This window comes from Plectonema radiosum NIES-515, from assembly GCF_025753815.1.
Classification (GTDB): domain Bacteria; phylum Cyanobacteriota; class Cyanobacteriia; order Cyanobacteriales; family Nostocaceae; genus Hassallia; species Hassallia radiosum_A.
In genome coordinates, this window is record NZ_JAOWRF010000235.1 from 4984 (window position 1) to 23099 (window position 18116).

The window sequence follows — 18116 nt, forward strand, 5'->3', positions numbered from 1 at the left end:
CTCCTCCGCTCCTCCGCTCCTCCGCTCCTCCGCTCCTCCGCTCCTCCGCTCCTCCGCTCCTCCGCTCCTCCGCTCCTCCGCTCCTCCGCTCCTCCGCTCCTCCGCTCCTCCGCTCCTCCGCTCCTCCGCTCCTCCCCAAGAATAATTTTCTATCAGAAGTGTGAGTCACAAATATGTGAGTATTTGTAACGATGTCTGTGAAGCCCTCTCTCAAAGAGTGTATTTGTTAGCGAATGTTAGCAAAAAAGTATCGGTATATAGAGTGATTCATGGATATACAAACACCAGACTGGGTTAAACATGCAGTTTTCTACCAAATCTTTCCAGATCGCTTTGCCAGAAGCAAACAGCCACGCAAACGGCTTTTGCATGAAGCACGTTGGGAAGATTGGGAAGCAATGCCTACACTCCAAGGTTACAAAGGCGGAGATTTATGGGGTATTCTAGAGCAGCTAGATTACATACAGGATTTGGGCATTAACGCTATTTACTTTACGCCCATATTTCAATCGGCTAGCAATCACCGCTATCATACCCACGATTATTATCAGGTAGATCCGATGCTGGGGGGCAATGCGGCTTTTAAGGAATTGCTAGACGCAGCGCACGATCGCAATATCAAAGTTGTTTTGGATGGAGTTTTCAATCACTCCAGTCGCGGCTTTTTCTTTTTCCACGACGTTTTAGAAAATGGTCCTCATTCGCCTTGGGTAAATTGGTTTAAAATTGAAGGCTGGCCCCTTTCGTCTTATAACGGTGAGTATCCTGCTAACTATGAAGGTTGGGGTGGAAATCGAGCCTTGCCAGTATTTAACCACGATAACCCGGAGGTTCGCGAATATATCATGGAAATTGCCGAATATTGGATTAAATTCGGCATTGACGGATGGCGTTTAGATGTGCCCTTTGAAATAAAAACTCCTGGTTTTTGGCAAGAATTTCGCGATCGCGTCAAAGCGATCAATCCCGATGCATACATTGTCGGTGAAGTTTGGGGAGATTCTCGTGAGTGGTTGGATGGTACCCAATTCGACGGAGTGATGAATTACTTGTTCGCAGGACCCACCATCGCTTTTGCGGCGGGATCTCGTGTAGACTTAGAACAAGTGCAAAGTCGCGACTACAAACCCTATCCACCCTTATTTGCGGCTGAGTACGCTGAAAAAATCCAAGAACTACTGCAACTTTATCCTTGGGAAATTCAACTAACTCAACTAAATTTGCTCGCAAGTCACGATACGGCAAGATTGATGTCAATTGCTGGTGGTGATGTTGCGAGTGTAGATTTAGCAACTTTACTAGTATTAACCTTTCCCGGTGCGCCCAGCATTTACTATGGTGATGAAGTTGGTTTACCTGGTGCGATCGATCCCGACTCCCGTCGTGGTTTTCCTTTAGATGCGAACTGGAATCGAGAAATCCTCGATACTCACCGTCAGCTAATTGCTTTACGCCATTCTTACCCATGTTTGCGTACAGGGGATTATCGAGTCCTTTACGCTCAAGGAGCAGTTTACATCTTTGCGCGAATTTTGGGAACCGAGGAATTAATAATTGCAGTTAATGTTGGGACTGCGGAAGCACTCATCAACTTGGAATCTGTAAATCTCCAATCTCAACCCAACAAACTTCTATTTGGCACCGCTGAAGTTCAGTGGAGTAAACCTGTCGATAAGCAACTTTCTTTGACTCTTCCCCCACGCAGTAGCTGCATTTTGGGTGTAGGTTAAACAATAAATAAAGATGGTAGGCAATGCTTACCATCTTTATTAAGTAATATTAAAGTAGAGAGCAAGCGATCGCTTGTCCTGTGCTTTAATTAGACTTCTCCAAAAGTTAAATATGCGTTATCGAAAACCCCTTGTAGAGACGTAGCATTGCTAGGTCTCTACATTGTTTTTCACAATGCGACATCTCTACATTGTTTTTCACAATGCTACGTCTCTACATTGTTTTTCGCAATGCTACGTCTGTACATTGTTTTTCGCAATGCTACGTCTGTACATTGTTTTTCGCAATGCTACGTCTGTACATTGTTTTTCACAATGCTACGTCTCTACATTGTTTTTCACAATGCTACGTCTCTTCTTTTTCACGACGTTTGTCTATGACTTAGATATCTAGCCTAATGAACTACCTGCTTTTTTGAGTAGAGAACCTAACTCTTCAGCTTGTGCGTTACCAGCACCAGCAGATGAAGTCTTTTCACCAAGGCTGTTTAACAACTGACTTAATGAATCAGGAGTAGCAGTACCATTTACTAAAGCGACTTTGAGTTGACCTAAAGCGCTAGCAATTTCCGGTGCAGCATCCTTAAGTTGGTTTTCCCAGCTTTCGATATTGCTTACCGCAGCTTCAGCAGGAATAGAAGTTAAACCACCCTTTAAGGCTGAGATAGTTGCATTTAAATCGGCTGCCATGAGTAGATTCTCCATTCGTTAATTTACACTGTCTGCCTTGAAAAAATTGCATAGTATTCACAGCAGTGATTACCGCTTTTTGAGCTGCTTTAATGTCTTCATTAGGAAGATGCCATGTAATATTTACAAGGTTCATCCAAAGACCAAGCTTTATTAGCAGTATCTGCAATGCGAACTCATGAATTTTTATCACAAACTGTATTGATAATATTAATTTTTTTGAGCTAATTACATCTATCTTTAGGGTAAGTTATAGTATTGATCGATACAATTTAGTTTTGAATTTCCGCGAAAAAAGGCATAAACCCGGTTGATCCAAGAAACCGGATTTGACAGAGACGCTTACTACCTTAAGGAGCGTTTATTTATGCCCATCTACTTACGATAAAATTGGGATATCACACCAAGCCATGAGTAAACATTTTAGCAACCAGCAACCATAGCAGGCATTAACACTTGGTCAATCACATGAATTACCCCATTGTCGGTGAGGATGTCAGTTTTCAGGACATTGGCATCATTGACTTTGATTTTGCCGTCAGCAGACTCGATCGCCAAAACAGAACCCTCAACCGTCTCTGCTTCATCAATTTGGGCTAAGTCGTCAGACCTAACATCGCCAAAACTGACATGATATGCCACAATCTTTTTTAACTTGGGGATATCTTGCAGCAACGCTTCTATTGTTCCTTCGGGTAGCTTGGCAAAAGCTTCATCAGTCGGTGCAAAGACTGTATAGGAACCAGGAGTATTGAGAATTTCTTCATCGAGTTTGGTAGCTTTAACAGCCTTTAGCAGGGTGTTGAAGTTTCCGGCTTTGACAGCAGTTTCTACAAGGTTAGCCATGCGATCGCTTTAAAAAATTAATTTGCTCTTACAAGTTACTTATAAATTGACAATCATCCGATTAACCTCTATCAACAGAGCAGTATATCTATTAGTGCTGCTAAACTGGGGAAGACCCCAAGAAGATCCACCGACTATGCTAAAGCGTTCTAAATTCGAGACAACTCAGTCCCAAATTATGCACCGTTCTGAGGATCTGATTAGTGCAGCTTCAAATCGCTACCGCATCACGGTTCAGGTGGCAAATCGTGCCAAACGTCGTCGTTATGAAGACTTTGAAAATAATGAAGATGTGATCATGAAGCCAGTACTCCGGGCAATTATCGAGATGTCTGATGAACTTACTCAACCAGAAATTATTGGCGAATTATAAAGGGACTAGGACTGATTATGTACCCTTTATAAAAGGGTCGCGTAATTACCAGAAACTGAAATCCTCTATAATTACCGCTCTTTCTTTAATAAAAAACGGCTCTGCAAAGGTAGGATGAGCAAAAAATCATCATTCATTCAACCGTACCTGCAAGCACTCACTGCCTTAATGGTAGTGAGTTTGCTTGTTTTTAGTTCAGGGGTGGGCAAATTAATTCACACCAATTTTGGTATTGAACCCGCTATAGCCCAAAGAATTAGTCCGGGTGAAGTTTGGCAACAAGTTTATCAACAATTGCCCGACTTTCCACGAGAAAATAAATACATCGATAAAGAATCTGGCAAAGTTGCCGAAAACAATACCCTAGCAAGTCGCCTGCTCAGGTATCATGTTTATGTAAAAGAACGTGCGCCAAATTATCGATTAGATTGGAAGTTAACTTTGGCTGATTACCTGGGTGCAAATGAAGTTATGTATGTGACGACATATCCAGGTAATGATACTTTACGGCAAAATCCTTTAGAAGGCGACAAAGCCGCCATTTCCCGTCTTAACATTAGTCAGCGAAACGCCTTAGTGCAAATCTTAGTCAACATCTTTACCCCCAAGACTTAGGGAGTTGTTAGTGGTTAGTTGTTAGTGGTTAGTTGCTCTACTATCCACTATCAACTATCCAATAACCATTTACGACAATTATGCAACGTTTAGTTAAAAGTGGATCTGATTGGCGTATTGGCTGGAATCCTAACGCAGGTGAATTTAAAGGTTTAGTGGGTACAGATGATTGGGCAATCGAGTTAACCGAAGCCGAATTAAATGACTTTTGTCGGCTACTAGCGCAGCTAGCAGACACCATGAAGCAACTCAAAGACGAATTGATGGATGAAGAGAAAATTGCCTGCGAAGCCGAAAGCCATTTATTATGGATGGAAGTTGAAGGCTATCCCCACGCCTACAGCTTGCGCTTTATCCTCAATACAGGGCGTTGTGTAGAAGGTAAATGGAATGTTGACGCTGTTGCTGGCTTGCTCCAAGCCGCTGCAACCCTGAAAGTATTTTGAATCAATCAAAGTTATTGTTTTTATTTGAACTTATGCTAGTATAGTCAAGTTGACTGGATTGATTTTAGATTCAAAACTGGGAAAACCCAAAATCCAAAATCCAAAATCCAATTAACGGGGCGTAGCGCAGCTTGGTAGCGCGCCACTTTGGGGTAGTGGAGGTCTTGGGTTCAAATCCCAACGTTCCGATTTGTGAACTAAATAGTTACAAGTGTTACAGGTTCGTGCTTATAAAGTGCTAGCCTGTTTCAGTTTTTAGCTTATTCTCAAGCAGATTGATTAAACTCTGTACCAATTTCATACCAGATTAACACAGTAGTTATCCTTATAGATTTAAGGCTCAAAAGCTTACCCCTTGATGACGAAACCCCGGCATGAATTACGCAAAGAATTGCAAACTGCTTAAACCACAAGTGTTTTGGTTTACTGTTAGTGCCATTCTACACAGAGACTTTGATTGTTTTCGGAGATATCTAGTAAACAAAGTACGTTTCTCCTAGGTCGAAAGGGAGTATTCTCTGAAGGCACCTCCCCTGCGGGAACCGGACGTGCAGGTCTTTCGGTGCATCTGGCTCCCGACAACCTTTGTTTGCTCATGTTAAAGTTCACTTAACTGTCTTAACTGTCTTAACTGTCCTTGCATTCTCATTAAAATTATGAAAAGATGCAGATTCCAGACATATATTAGAGGCAACTTTCTAATAGAATTGAGACAAAAAGTAACCATGAAAAACACTCAAATGTATATACAGAGAGACTTTGACATCCTTTTGCCTAGTTTCTTGATATATCTGGGTTCCAAACCTTTTTGAGCTTTAGTGTATTTTGTTTGCCCTGTATGGGTTTGAGGCTTGTTTCTGCCTCCAAAATGTTTAAGTTCCGTTAGTTGGTTAAGGATAAAATTCCAGATTTTCTGTAATGTCAGGCATCCTCGTCAGTTGAGGTATCTATTAGTTTCACATTTTGATCGCACCAGAAATCTTGTGGTGTTACTTTTTTATGCAAACATTAATTATTGATAACTATGACTCTTATACCTTTAATCTGTACCAAATGATTGCAGAGGTAAATGGAAAACTGCCTCTAGTAATTCGTAACGATCAGATTAACTGGGATGAAATCAAAGAGATTGCATTTGACAATATTGTGATTTCTCCAGGTCCTGGTCGTCCAGAGAAGTCAGCAGATTTTGGAGTTTGCCGACAAATAATTGAGAATGCAAATATGCCCTTGCTGGGAGTTTGTCTGGGACATCAAGGACTTGGCTACTTACATGGTGGCAGGGTGATTCATGCTCCGGAAGTTAGACATGGTAGACTCAGTCAAATTTTTCACAACGGTTCTGAATTGTTTCAAGGCATTCCCAATCAGTTCTCAGTGGTGCGTTATCACTCTTTATTAGTAGCTGATGAACTACCTGAGTGTTTAGAAAAGATTGCTTGGACTGAAGCGGGACTGGTGATGGGATTGCGTCATCGCTATTTACCTTTTTGGGGTGTGCAGTTTCACCCAGAGTCTATCTGTACAGAATATGGGCAAAAATTGCTCGAAAACTTTAGAGATATGACGCTACGATTTACGAATAAACTGTCAAGAAGTTCAACAAAGCGGTATTTTACAGGATATGGATCTGTTAGTTCTGCTATAAATCATCCTGAACAAAAAGAGTCCGAAAAGTTTGAACTGTACACGCGCAAATTAGATATCTGCCCAGATACAGAGCAAATATTTGTACAGATGTTTCGGGATGCACCAAATGCCTTTTGGTTAGATAGTAGCCGTGTGGAACCTGGTTTATCTCGCTTTTCGTTTATGGGCGATGGGAGTGGGGAAAACAGTCTATTGGTACGCTATTATATCCAAAGGCAAGAACTCACGATCGCACAATCAGATACCGTGATCCGTCGCAGTGAAAATATTTTTGAGTATCTAAAGCGGGAAATAGACTATCGGCGTTGTCAATCGGATGAACTACCTTTTGATTTTAACTGTGGGTTTGTTGGCTATTTTGGTTATGAACTCAAGGCAGAGTGTGGAGGGCAATTAGTACATTCTTCTCCCTTACCCGATGCTATTTTTTTACTTGCCGATCGCATGATTGCGATGGATCATCAAGAACAGTGTCTTTATTTGCTGCAACTAGTCAAAAAAGGACAAACACAAGAGGTAGAAACTTGGTTTGATAGTATCCAACAACAACTCGAAACCCTTGCTCCTCTGCCAAAAATTGTACCTCAGGGAAATCAAGAGCCAATTAAGTTCCATTTGCATCGCACTCACCAGACTTACATCCAAGATATTCATCAATGCTTGAAGGAAATTCACGAAGGAGAAACCTATCAAGTTTGCCTGACGAATCAGCTTCACACCGATGCGACTCCCGATCCATTGACGTTTTATCGCACATTACGTCAAATTAATCCTGCTCCCTACTCTGCATTTTTGCGCTTTGGTGAGATTGCGATCGCTTGCTCATCTCCAGAACGGTTTCTCAAGATTGATCGAAAAAAATGGGTAGAAACTAAGCCCATAAAAGGAACCCTGCCGCGAGGAAAAACCCCAGAAGAAGATTTTGTCCTACGGGAACAGTTACGCAACAGCGAAAAAGACCGGGCTGAAAATCTCATGATTGTGGATTTGTTACGCAATGATTTGGGACGAGTCTGTGAAGTTGGTAGTGTCCATGTACCAAAATTAATGGATGTAGAAACCTATGCAACAGTACATCAATTGGTGACAACGGTACGGGGACAGTTGCGAGCAGACTTACAAGCGGTGGATTGCATTCAGTCCTCATTTCCAGGAGGATCGATGACCGGCGCCCCCAAAATCCGTACTATGCAAATAATTGATCGCTTAGAACAAGAGGCTCGAGGAGTGTATTCTGGAGCGATCGGCTTTTTGGGCTTGAATGGTTCGGCTGATTTGAATATTGTGATTCGGACTGCTGTTTTGACTCCTCATCAAACCTCCATTGGTATCGGTGGGGGAGTTATAGCGCTTTCTAATCCTGAGATGGAGTTTCAGGAAACGCTACTCAAAGCGAAAGCTTTAATCCAAACTATGGTACTGACGATGCAGGGTACGTTTGAGCCAGATATGTATTCCATTGTAGGATTAGAAACAACAACTGCTGATAATTATGAAAAATTAACTGCGTCAATCATGAGCTAAAAAGAGGATGGAAATGTGTTTGATGTATTAAGGTAAAAATCAGCCATTAATCAACTCGAACAGTTTAGAAAAGAAATCGATGCCTTAGACGAACAAATTATTGAAGCGTTAAGTAAACGCTTTCAAGTTTGTAGAGAAGTTGCTCATTTCAAAAAAACCGAAAAAATTCCGATGATGCAACCTGGACGAGTAGAAGAAGTGAAAAAGCGTCGTCAGGATTTAGGATTTCAGAAGAGAATCAGTAAAGATTTTATGCTTGATTTGTACGACTTAATTATTCAGGAAAGTTGTAGAATAGAAGATGAAATCATTGAAGAAAATTAAGTAGTCAGCTTGCCAAAAAAACTCAAAAATAAATAATAGAAAGGACAATCCCTAATGATTCTTGATGCTAGAGTATCCAGTTTTTCAGAGGAAAAGGCTGTAGCTGCGGAAAAAGTTTTACTTGATCGATTTGAGACTTACTATACAGCGATCGCCCTTTGGTTTTTTAGTGGTGTTTTGTCTGATTTTACACCAAACAAAATTCTGGATGTAGGTTGTGGAACGGGACATTTACTTAATTTTTGCAGCCAGAAACTGAGTGACCCCACGGCATCTTTTTATGGTGTTGACCTTGACGAATATCTGATAAAGAATGCTGTTAGCCGTTTTCCAGACTTCCATATTCAGATGGCTGATGCCAGCCAATTACCCTATCCTTCAGACACGTTTGATTTAGTCTATGTTTCTACTGTTCTGGCTCATGTGCCGAACTCTCTAGATATCTTGAAAGAAATGGTGAGAGTGACAAAGCCTGGAGGAAAGGTCGCTGTCATGGATCAGGATTTTGAAACTGCTGTGCTATATCCGGGTGAAAAACAACTCACTAGAAAGGTTCTCAATGCGGCAGCTGATTATTGGAGTGATGGATGGATTGGACGCAAGTTGCCCAGTATGTTTAAGAAACTAGGTTTAACAAATATTCAAGTTGATGCTTCTGTCCGTATTGATCGCAACTTTGATCGTTCATTTTTTGAACGGATTCGCAATTGGATTGTTGCAGAAGGATTTCCTGTGGATCAAGCAGATGCTTGGTTAGAATTTCTTACTAACCAAGTCAAGGAAGATGAATTCTTATTTACTAGGAATTTTTATGCTGTTACAGGAATTAAATAATTGAGAATAAGGTGAAGTATTGCTGAATTTAGGGGCAAAATTCTCCAATTAAATAGTATACCAGTTGTGTAAATATTAATTGAATTGAAGGGTTAATTAATGTGAATACTATTTACTTTGATTCGTTGAGTAACGACACAGTAAGGCGACAGCAAATCTACAATGGACAATTGTTTGTCTTCTCCCCACGCTCCAGTACCATTGATCTGAGCCAATTTGTGCGGAATTTGGTTGAGAAAGGATTTGGTTCACTCGATCCCACAAAAGCGGAGTATAGCCTACCTGTAGACGAGTTTCTGGCGATTGAGTCTGACTTTAAGCAAACACTGATGAATCATCCTCACACCAAGCAGATGATTCAAGCAGTCCTGAAGGAATTTGAATGTGATTTAAGCAAAACCTATTTTGATTTACCTCAGTTACGGATGGCACCCACTAGAGGTTATCTTCCTAATGCTGAAGGTCTTTTCCATGATCCTCACCGTGACACTTGGTATGCAGCCCCTATGTGCTTGCTTAACTGGTGGATTCCTATCTATGATTTGGAGTCTGAGCGTACTGTTGCATTTCACCCCCGCTACTGGAATCAGCCCGTCAATAATGATTCTAGTGGGTTTGAGAAGGACTATAAAACGAACTTCCGCGAAGCTGAATTTCCGCATCCAGAAAAACAGATCGAAATTGAGCCGGAAATTCGGATCGTCTGTCCAGCAGGGGGATTGATTCTCTTTTCAGGGGCGCAGATGCACTCTGCTGTTCCCAATACATCAGGGTCAACACGCTTAAGTCTTGACTTCAGAACTGTGCATTACGATGACATTGTAACAAACAGTGGTGCAACCAATATCGATTCTTATTCAACAGTTGCCTTATTGACAGATTTCATGCGAGGTACAGACCTGGCAAAGTTTCCGGAAGACGTGATTGCAACTCATCAGAAAAATTCGGTTATGGAAAATAAGCGATTGCTAAAGCGTAAATGAATTCGACAAAAACCGATACACTCTTTGTCTCTATAGAGGATTTCGTCCCTCAGTTCTATTGGTTGTCAATTATCAATATCCTCTCCAACCTGATTATCCCATTGGTGGGTTTAGTTGATGCAGTCCTCTTGGGTCATTTGGCAGACATCGAAGATTTAGCTGGTGTCCTTCTGGCAACAATTTTGTTTGAATATATTTACCAATTGTTCCCTTGTTTACGGTCTGCAACCAATGCTATGACAGCTCAAGCAGTGGGAGAGGATGACTCAGAGGCGATCGCTCTCACCCTATATAGAAATGGTATAGTTGCTCTGAGTATTGGAGTTCTAATTGTAGTCTTGCAATTTCCTCTACAAATAGTTGGGTTTGCGCTTCTAAATCCGGCTCCTGGAGTGAAAGATGCAGCAATTGCTTACTTTAATACTCGTATCTGGGGCGCACCAGCAATTGCCCTAAACTATGTCCTGATTGGTTGGTTTTTGGGGCAGCAAAAGAATTCTACTAACTTATTTCTGTCTTGCGTAGTCAACGGCATTAATATTTTACTAGCGTACTTATTTATTGTTCAATTAGGTTTGGAAAGCGCAGGTGCTGGAATAGCCGCCGCAATTAGTCAGTATTTAGCATTGATAATTGGGCTGATAATTGTGCTTGTGGAAATTCCTAGTAAAACTCTATCATCAACAATTTCTCAGATATGGAATTGGGCAGCATTTAAGGCGACTTTCACCTTTATTGGAAATTTATTGATTCGATATCTGTCGTTTTTTTCGACTTTACTGATTTTCACCAATCTAAGTTCAGCTCTTGGGGTAGCTATCCTGATACAAAACGGGCTGCTATTGAAGATTATTGACACTAGCATTTATATCATCCAAGGAGTTGGATATGCTACTTCCAGCTTTGCTGGAATCTTTAAAGGTGAAGGTAACTATCAGCTAATGAAATCTTTGATTCGATTCTCAATTGGAACCAGCTTACTTTTGTCGTCCATTTTAGCGTTTACTCTTGTCTGCTTTCCTAAATTTATATTTGGATTATTTACCAATAATCTTGAAGTTGTTAATGATATTCAAAGTTATGTCATCTGGCTAATTCCGATATTAGGAACACTGGCTGTTTCTTTTGTTTTAGAAGGATATTTTATTGGTCTAATAGAAGGAAAATTATTGCGTAATACGGCTTTAATCGCCTTTGGTCTAGGATTTACCCCGATGGCTTTTGTTGCTTGGTACACCCATAGTAATCATATTCTGTGGTTATCTCTATGGTTGTATTTTGTAGTAATCATCATCGTGTTAAGCACACAAGTATCAAAAACACTTAAATCTTCTCTTGATAGTAATACCAATTCTGTATGAAGATATAAAGCTAAGGAAACATTAACCATATTAACTATGTAAAGGCTTGCATTTTCACAAGGGAAAATTATAATGATGCTAGCTTACTCCAAAGCCAAGCAAATAGGTTTTATCAAGTAGCAGAGAACTTGGGTATAGCGATCGCACCCTGTGCCCGATAATGTTGAGATAATTATCTGCGTCTATCTGCGTTTATCTGCGGTTTATAATCCATGCATATGACATCCGCACCCCAACTGCTAACCGATCCGTTTCTGCAACTACCCACAGAAACTTCAATACGAGTTGTTTGGTTTACCGAGTTTGTCGGTTCTCAACACACAGTCACTTATGGCGAAAATCTCGATAAAATAGCCGTTGCTACTACAATTAAACTAAGTCGCACACGAGAAGACCAAAACTCCCAAGTAGCAAATCAAACACAATATCAACAACCAGTCAAACGCGATATTTCGCGACACGAAGCTGAGGTTACTGGTTTAACTTTTGGTGTGCGGGTGAACTATTGCGTCACGAGTGTGCGAGAAGATGGTGAGAGTGTTAGCAGCGATATCTTTACCCTTGCACCTTCACCAAAACCAGGTACACCGCTGAAAATTTTACTTACTTCTGACCATCAAATCAAGCCGATGGTAGCAGCAAATCTGCAATCATGTGTGGAGACTGTTGGACGAGTCGATGCAGTTTGGTTTGCGGGTGATTTGGTGAATGTGAGCGATCGCGCTAGTGAATGGTTTGATGATAATCGTGGTGGTGCTTTCTTTCCGTGTTTGCAAGGTCGCGCCAATTATAAAATAGATAATACATCTTACACTGGCGGGCAAATAATTCAACATGCACCAATGTTTACTTGCATTGGCAATCATGAAATTATGGGACGTGCCAGAACAGAAAGTTTAAACGATGAGTTTGATGATACGATTCCTCGTACAGTTGCTCAAAAGTTGTATGGGGAAAAATCCCTGAAAGATAATTCTTTTAACACCGATACTTACGAAGAAATTTTCACCCTACCGCAAAGTATAGAAGGTGGTAAAACTTATTATGCGACTAGCTTTGGTGACGTGCGTCTGGTAGTACTTTATGCGACAAATATGTGGCGAACTCCTAATATGGATGCAGACGCAAAAGGTCGATATCGTGAACGGAAAGTTGATTTTCAAACAAGTGAAAATTGGGGTTACGGACAGCACATTTATGAGGCAATTAATAAAGGTAGCAAACAATATAATTGGCTAGCAGAAGAACTTAATAGCTTAGAGTTTAAACAAGCAAAATACAAAGTTATCATGCTCCATCATCCCCCTCATTCTTTGGGTGGTAATATTGTCCCAGCTTATACCGATCCAGTGCAGATAATTGAACGAGAAGATGGTAATATTACAGCAGTGCGTTACGAATATCCCAAAAATGCAGATTATATTATTCGGGATATTATACCGTTACTAGAAGCGGCTGAAGTGCAACTTGTATTTTATGGGCATTCGCATTTGTGGAATCGCTTTGTTAGCAAATCGGGAATGCACTTTTTGGAAACATCTAATGTTGGTAATTCTTACGGTGCTAATTGGGGTGAAAACAAGCGAGAAGTGCCAATTGGGTATCAAGAAGATTATGCAAAAATTGGCGATCCAAATGATTTCGAGCCAATTATACCATCAATTGCCCCACTGTTAGATGAAGATGGTAAACCTTTACCTTATATTGCTAATAATGACATCACTGTTTTTAGCATCTTCGACACAGAAATCGGTACAATTAGCAGCTATTGCTTTGATACTCGCAAACCAGATTCAGAAGTAGTTAAATTTGATGAGTTTCAGTTGAAATAGTTGCTTATTTAGTCTAAGTCAATGCCAAGAGATTTCAATCTTTCCGCTAATTGTTCAGGGCATTGTCGTTCTTGTTGTAACTGTAATGCAGCTTCTTCGGGTGTTAGCACTAAAGTGCAAAAAGAAGGGTGTGCGGAACTCCGGGGGTGAGGTTTTATGTAGCTCACTCAACCCTTGACCGCTATATTTCCCTATCAAGTGATGCAATTTTGTAGTTATACCATTAGACATCTCCGGAAAAGAATGTAGAGACGTTGCATGTGCTACGTCTAATCAAGGATTTCGGACAACGCATAGTTCATTTTTGGAGATGTCTATTAGACACGCGAAAGTGGAAATAGGGATAAACCCCGTGTTTAAAGACGGGGGAGAGCGTTGTTATGCGTTACCTGAAACCCTTGTAGAAACGCGATAAATCGTCCTCTCTGCATCTTTTCCGTAGATGAGTGCATACATAATCAAGATTTGCAAAGAGAAGACCTTAATTTATCCCAAAAATTCCCCATTTTTGAGATAAACTAATCGCATAATCTGAAGAGTAGAACTAGTGGAAATATGGCAAATACAATTGGACGATTACTCCCGTTGAGTTTTATCAGTTTCTGTTTTTGTGTAGGCATTAGTATGGGAATATTCATCCGCTTTGGGCAAGTGCAGCGATCGCAAGCTGCAACAACAGAGCAAGCGATACCTCTTTTACCAGGATATGAACCGGAATACACACCACTGCCAGGTTTTGAGGAGCCAAAATCTGACTACATAACGATTCAAGCTGTGGGGGATGTGATTCCTGGTACTAATTACCCTAATAACAGACTTCCACGCGATCGCAATCAGCTAATACCAAAGTCGGTGCGAGCATACTTAGAAAGAGCCGATTTATTATTTGGCAATTTGGAAACTAGTTTAACTACCTATCCCTATTCTTCCAAAGATATCAATCAAGGACAAACTTTTGCTTTTCGTTCCCCACCAGCATATGCACAGTTGTTTGCTGATGTTGGGTTTGATGTTTTCAATATGGCAAACAATCATGCATTAGACTTTGGCAAGGTAGGATTTCGAGATACAGTTAACAATCTTGCCGCAGTTGGCATTGAAACATTAGGTCATAAAAATCAAATTCTTTATAAACAAGTTCGTAATGTCCCGGTAGCGATGATTGGATTTACTACTTATGACATTTATAACTCAGTGCACAATTTAGAAGCAGCTAAAGCTCTCGTTCAAGAAGCTAGAACAAATGCCAATCTGGTAATTATTTCCATGCAGGCAGGAGCGGAAGGAACGGGGGCAATGCATGTTAAAAATCAGACAGAATATTTCTATGGAGAAGACCGAGGAAATTCAATGAAATTTGCTCGGACAATGATTGATGCCGGTGCAGATTTAGTTATAGGACATGGACCTCACGTTCCTAGAGCAATGGAAATCTATAAAGGAAAACTTATCGCTTATTCATTAGGAAATTTTCTCGGATACCGGACTTTATCAACAGAAGCCGAAACTGGTTATTCAATGATTTTAGAAGTGAAAATGAACCCTGATGGAGAATTAGTAGGAAGTAAAATTATCCCGGTTCGGATGAATAAACAGGGAATTCCGCACATAGATCAGCGTTTTACAACTGTCAGTCTTTTACGTTATTTGATTAAGAATGATTTTCCTGATCAGCCCATAAAGATTAATAAGAAAGGAGAAATTGTCTTGGCTAATATCAAATAATAGTGCAGTTTTACTGCTCTTGCACGAATTCCAGGGGAAAAGAGAATGATTTGTATCACATAGAGCAGATTTCACTCCTAAGTTCGTACATATATATAAAACCCCTCTCCATGATTAGACGATTCTGTGCTACGTCTAATCATGTATTCGATTCAAGCGATAGGGTACTGTATTAGCTGGAAATTATATCACATGACCCATCAACCAATCCAACGCGGCTTCTACATTTGCAACTCGATCACCCTCTGGAATTGCCGGACGCTGTACCATCACCACAGGGATATTTAACTCTCGTGCAGCAATAATTTTGGCGTAAGTTGCATCACCACCGCTATTCTTACTTACAACAGTGTCGATCGCGTGGTGAATCAACAGTTGTCGTTCGTCTGCTAGTATGAAAGGTCCCCGGTCGTATAACAGTAAACCTTTTGGCACCAAAGTATTCAATTGTGGTGGGTCAATCATCCGCATGAGAAACCAGATATCTTGAAGGTGGGCAAAAGCCGCAAGTTCTTGTCTGCCAATTGTGAGAAAAACTCGCTTTGTGCGATCGCTTAACTTCTGGGCAGCAGTTTCAATGCTTTCAACTTCTATCCAATTGTCCCCCATAACTCGCTCCCACATCGGTCGCACCAACATCAATGCGGGAATGTTTACCTCAGCCGCAGATGCAGCGGCATTCACCGATATTTGGGCTGCAAAGGGATGGGTAGCATCAACGAGCAAATCAATTGCTTCATCACGCAGATATGCAGTTAATCCGGCTACACCACCAAACCCACCAATCCGTGTATTAAGAGCCAAATTTTTTGGTTGACGAGTGCGACCAGCAAGGGACACCATCACCTCAATTCCTGGAAGATTTGCCGCTTTCGCCGCTAATTCAGCTGCATCACCCGTTCCACCCAGAATTAATACCCGCTTCATATTTTACATCAGGTCTCTGCTTATTAACAGCAATTTTCATCTATTTAGACCAATACGGTTCAGTTAAGGATTTTTGGTACTGATTTTTGACCTGTAGAGACGCGAAATTTCGCGTCTCTACACTCGGATTTTAGGCTTAACTGAACCGTATTGCTATTTAGACCACATTTTTTTTCCTTTATTTCTTCCTTGACGACAGCACTTGCGACAACGGGGTGGCACGTTTTGGGGGGAGGGGGAGGAAAGCGAAGAAGTGGAAAAATACGCAACTGTCCCCATCTCTACAATAGACATAGACGTGAAAATGAATGTAGAGACGTAGCAGTGCTACGTCTAATCAAGGGTTTTGGGCAACGCATAGTTCATTTCTGGAGATGTCTAATAGACATAGACGTGAAAATGAATGTAGAGACGTTGCATGTGCTACGTCTAATCAAGGGTTTTGGATAACGCATATTTAATTTTTGGAGATGTCTAATACAATATGTGTCCTAACTTGGGATATAATAGGCATCTCCAGAAAAGACGTTCCGCCGGAACGTCTCTTGGGGTTCGGGCAACGCATAGTTCATTTTCAAATAGGTTGTCTAATATCTGGAATTAATTTTTAGCTAAAAACATAATAATAAGCGCTTACCTAACTACGGGCAAGCGCTACAGCTTTAATTAAATTCAGGGATAAATATAGTTCGAGTTCCCCGAAGTATATTATTATTTGATGGCAATTGAACTGATTACACAGCACTACTGCGGTTGATTAAATTCCACAAGAAGACTGCGACCATTGCACCAAGAACTGCGACTAAAATACCAGGTATGCTGAAAGTAGGAGCTGCTAGGGCAAGAGTTCCTGTACTAAAGAATACGCCCAAACTACCGCCAACAAAAGCACCGATGATTCCTAATAAAATGGTTCCTAAAATTCCGCCACCTTGATGACCTGGGTAGATAGCCTTCGCAATTGCCCCAGCAATTAGACCTAAAACAATCCAAGCAACAATATTCATGTTCCGTTAATTTGGTGAAGGTTTTTTCTCACAAATACACAATAACAATTTAAACCCGTGCATCCAATATACCAACAGAACTAATTATTATTAGCCTCAAGGAATAGTTTAATTGTTATTATTTCTTTTGACATACGCCTCAATACGTATAACTAATAAATTAAAAAAAGCTTCTAGTCGGTCTAAAACTAGAAGCATATAAGATTATTGCTTGGTAATTATTGCAGTATATGCATTTCTAATTACTTCTTTCCTCTACTGTAAGAGTTAGGTGTTGTGAATATAAAGTAGGACTTATATTCGCTCTGTTAACACCAAGTTTGCACCACACGACCTGTTAACTGTTGTCCCAACCAAGGAGTATTACTAGATAAAGTGTAGAGATTTTCGCGATTAACTTTCCAGCTTTCTTGGGGGTTAAATAAAGTTAATTCTGCTTTTTCACTTTTGACGATCGCACTCATTTTCTGTCCTAAACACTCTGCTGGACGATTACTTAAAGCTTTCCATAATTCCAAAGCTGTAAATTCACCGCTTTCTACCAAATAATGCCACAGTAGGGGTAATGCTAACTCTAAACCAATTGCCCCTGGTAAAGCTTCCGCAAACGCTTGCACTTTTTCTTCGTAAGTATGCGGTGTATGGTCAATCGCGATCGCATCCACAATTCCCATCCGCACACCTGCACGCAAAGCCTTTAAATCGCTGGGATTACCTAAAGGTGGTTCTAAACGCAGGTTTGTATTATAACTCTTAATTACCTTAGTGTCAAGTAAAAGGTGCATCCAAGTAGTGCTGGCTGTGACGGGTAAGCCCTGAGACTTGGCTGAGGCGATAAGTTCGACACTGCGGGCGGTGGAAACGCGCATGATATGGACAGGGGTACCGATGGCGGCGACTAATTCCAACACCGAAGCTAGAGCCGCAGTTTCAGAGATAGCGGGATTGCCTGGTAAACCTAGGCGAATAGAGTCTTGTCCTTCGCGCATGACTCCATTGGACATAATCAGGCGATCGCAACACCAAAAAGCGATCGGTTTCCCCGCATGTTGGAGATATTCCAACACTCGACGCACCAGCCCCAAATTTTCCAAGTTTCTGCCATCAGCAAAACCAACCACCCCAGAAGCCGCCAAATCCGCCAATTCCGTCATCTGCTTCCCCGCAACATCCTGAGTGATCGCACCCCAGAGTTGGAGGAGGGGGAGAGGGGAGGAGGGGAGGAGTGGGGGATGGGGGGAGTGGGGAG

17 protein-coding genes and 1 tRNA gene are annotated in these 18116 nt (G+C 41.1%); 12 read left to right on the forward strand and 6 right to left on the reverse strand.

All coding sequences use genetic code 11. The features are described 5' to 3' along the window. The first annotated feature begins 269 nt into the window (after positions 1–269). Positions 270–1730: a glycoside hydrolase family 13 protein gene (locus OGM63_RS16125; RefSeq protein ID WP_263746610.1), complete on the forward strand. Its 1461-nt coding sequence runs from the start codon at positions 270–272 to the stop codon at positions 1728–1730. 390 nt (positions 1731–2120) lie between these two features. Here OGM63_RS16125 and OGM63_RS16130 read toward each other — a convergent pair whose 3' ends face one another. Together OGM63_RS16130 and OGM63_RS16135 are read right to left on the reverse strand one after the other, a co-directional pair. Continuing rightward, positions 2121–2435, reverse strand: coding sequence for a hypothetical protein (locus tag OGM63_RS16130; protein WP_263746611.1), 315 nt, complete (start codon positions 2433–2435; stop codon positions 2121–2123). 408 nt (positions 2436–2843) lie between these two features. Beyond that, entirely contained in the window at positions 2844–3266 is a 423-nt protein-coding gene (locus OGM63_RS16135; protein WP_263746612.1) for a fasciclin domain-containing protein, read from the reverse strand. Between the two features lie 136 nt (positions 3267–3402). Between OGM63_RS16135 and OGM63_RS16140 the strand changes: the two genes are divergently transcribed. The 10 genes from OGM63_RS16140 to OGM63_RS16190 all read left to right on the forward strand — a co-directional run bounded on the left by OGM63_RS16140 (position 3403) and on the right by OGM63_RS16190 (position 13208). After that, entirely contained in the window at positions 3403–3639 is a 237-nt protein-coding gene (locus OGM63_RS16140; RefSeq protein ID WP_263746625.1) for a DNA-directed RNA polymerase subunit omega, read from the forward strand. A gap of 114 nt (positions 3640–3753) precedes the next feature. Then, positions 3754–4254, forward strand: coding sequence for a hypothetical protein (locus tag OGM63_RS16145; RefSeq protein ID WP_263746613.1), 501 nt, complete (start codon positions 3754–3756; stop codon positions 4252–4254). 80 nt (positions 4255–4334) lie between these two features. Beyond that, a complete protein-coding gene (locus OGM63_RS16150) occupies positions 4335–4700 on the forward strand; it encodes a DUF1818 family protein (RefSeq protein WP_263746614.1) in 366 nt (121 codons plus the stop codon). A gap of 115 nt (positions 4701–4815) precedes the next feature. Beyond that, positions 4816–4889: transfer RNA gene (locus OGM63_RS16155), tRNA-Pro, on the forward strand. Between the two features lie 810 nt (positions 4890–5699). After that, on the forward strand, positions 5700–7874 hold the full coding sequence (pabB, locus tag OGM63_RS16165) for an aminodeoxychorismate synthase component I (protein ID WP_318528471.1): 2175 nt from the start codon (positions 5700–5702) through the stop codon (positions 7872–7874). Between the two features lie 75 nt (positions 7875–7949). Next, complete coding sequence (locus tag OGM63_RS16170; protein ID WP_263746627.1) at positions 7950–8198, forward strand: chorismate mutase; 249 nt, start codon at positions 7950–7952, stop codon at positions 8196–8198. Between the two features lie 54 nt (positions 8199–8252). Then, positions 8253–9032 carry a methyltransferase domain-containing protein gene (locus OGM63_RS16175; RefSeq protein ID WP_263746615.1) on the forward strand — a complete coding sequence of 260 codons (780 nt, stop codon included), beginning with the start codon at positions 8253–8255 and terminating at the stop codon, positions 9030–9032. A gap of 101 nt (positions 9033–9133) precedes the next feature. After that, positions 9134–10015: a phytanoyl-CoA dioxygenase family protein gene (locus tag OGM63_RS16180; protein ID WP_263746616.1), complete on the forward strand. Its 882-nt coding sequence runs from the start codon at positions 9134–9136 to the stop codon at positions 10013–10015. Further along, complete coding sequence (locus tag OGM63_RS16185; RefSeq protein ID WP_263746617.1) at positions 10012–11376, forward strand: MATE family efflux transporter; 1365 nt, start codon at positions 10012–10014, stop codon at positions 11374–11376. Before OGM63_RS16180 ends, OGM63_RS16185 begins: the two co-directional genes overlap by 4 nt. 218 nt (positions 11377–11594) lie before the next feature. After that, positions 11595–13208 (forward strand): purple acid phosphatase family protein, encoded by a 1614-nt coding sequence (locus OGM63_RS16190; RefSeq protein ID WP_263746618.1) that lies wholly within the window; start codon positions 11595–11597, stop codon positions 13206–13208. Between the two features lie 8 nt (positions 13209–13216). Here the strand turns inward: OGM63_RS16190 and OGM63_RS16195 are convergent, their stop codons facing one another. Further along, a complete protein-coding gene (locus OGM63_RS16195) occupies positions 13217–13375 on the reverse strand; it encodes a hypothetical protein (protein ID WP_263746619.1) in 159 nt (52 codons plus the stop codon). Positions 13376–13763: 388 nt separating this feature from the next. Between OGM63_RS16195 and OGM63_RS16200 the strand changes: the two genes are divergently transcribed. Further along, positions 13764–14933, forward strand: a complete 1170-nt coding sequence (locus OGM63_RS16200; protein WP_263746620.1) for a CapA family protein — start codon at positions 13764–13766, stop codon at positions 14931–14933. Positions 14934–15116: 183 nt separating this feature from the next. On the opposite strand, the gene OGM63_RS16205 is transcribed toward OGM63_RS16200, so the two are convergent. The 3 genes from OGM63_RS16205 to OGM63_RS16215 all read right to left on the reverse strand — a co-directional run. Next, positions 15117–15860, reverse strand: a complete 744-nt coding sequence (locus OGM63_RS16205) for a cobalt-precorrin-6A reductase (protein WP_263746621.1) — start codon at positions 15858–15860, stop codon at positions 15117–15119. Positions 15861–16594: 734 nt separating this feature from the next. Continuing rightward, the gene (locus OGM63_RS16210) at positions 16595–16867 is read right to left on the reverse strand and encodes a GlsB/YeaQ/YmgE family stress response membrane protein (RefSeq protein ID WP_263746622.1); all 273 of its coding nucleotides are present in this window, start codon (positions 16865–16867) and stop codon (positions 16595–16597) included. Between the two features lie 308 nt (positions 16868–17175). Next, positions 17176–18116, reverse strand: a 941-nt coding sequence (locus OGM63_RS16215; RefSeq protein ID WP_263746624.1) for a dihydroorotase, incomplete at its 5' end; no start/stop codon positions are given.

Excerpts from the sequence above, each read along its gene's own strand:
- OGM63_RS16175 (WP_263746615.1), top strand. The coding sequence starts at position 8,253 with ATGATTCTTGATGCTAGAGTATCCAGTTTTTCAGAGGAAAAGGCTGTA.
- OGM63_RS16150 (WP_263746614.1), top strand. The coding sequence starts at position 4,335 with ATGCAACGTTTAGTTAAAAGTGGATCTGATTGGCGTATTGGCTGGAAT.
- OGM63_RS16145 (WP_263746613.1), top strand. The coding sequence starts at position 3,754 with ATGAGCAAAAAATCATCATTCATTCAACCGTACCTGCAAGCACTCACT.
- OGM63_RS16130 (WP_263746611.1), bottom strand. The coding sequence starts at position 2,435 with ATGGAGAATCTACTCATGGCAGCCGATTTAAATGCAACTATCTCAGCC.
- OGM63_RS16205 (WP_263746621.1), bottom strand. The coding sequence starts at position 15,860 with ATGAAGCGGGTATTAATTCTGGGTGGAACGGGTGATGCAGCTGAATTA.
- OGM63_RS16135 (WP_263746612.1), bottom strand. The coding sequence starts at position 3,266 with ATGGCTAACCTTGTAGAAACTGCTGTCAAAGCCGGAAACTTCAACACC.
- pabB (WP_318528471.1), top strand. The coding sequence starts at position 5,700 with ATGCAAACATTAATTATTGATAACTATGACTCTTATACCTTTAATCTG.
- OGM63_RS16190 (WP_263746618.1), top strand. The coding sequence starts at position 11,595 with ATGACATCCGCACCCCAACTGCTAACCGATCCGTTTCTGCAACTACCC.
- OGM63_RS16140 (WP_263746625.1), top strand. The coding sequence starts at position 3,403 with ATGCTAAAGCGTTCTAAATTCGAGACAACTCAGTCCCAAATTATGCAC.
- OGM63_RS16200 (WP_263746620.1), top strand. The coding sequence starts at position 13,764 with ATGGCAAATACAATTGGACGATTACTCCCGTTGAGTTTTATCAGTTTC.
- OGM63_RS16125 (WP_263746610.1), top strand. The coding sequence starts at position 270 with ATGGATATACAAACACCAGACTGGGTTAAACATGCAGTTTTCTACCAA.
- OGM63_RS16185 (WP_263746617.1), top strand. The coding sequence starts at position 10,012 with ATGAATTCGACAAAAACCGATACACTCTTTGTCTCTATAGAGGATTTC.
- OGM63_RS16210 (WP_263746622.1), bottom strand. The coding sequence starts at position 16,867 with ATGAATATTGTTGCTTGGATTGTTTTAGGTCTAATTGCTGGGGCAATT.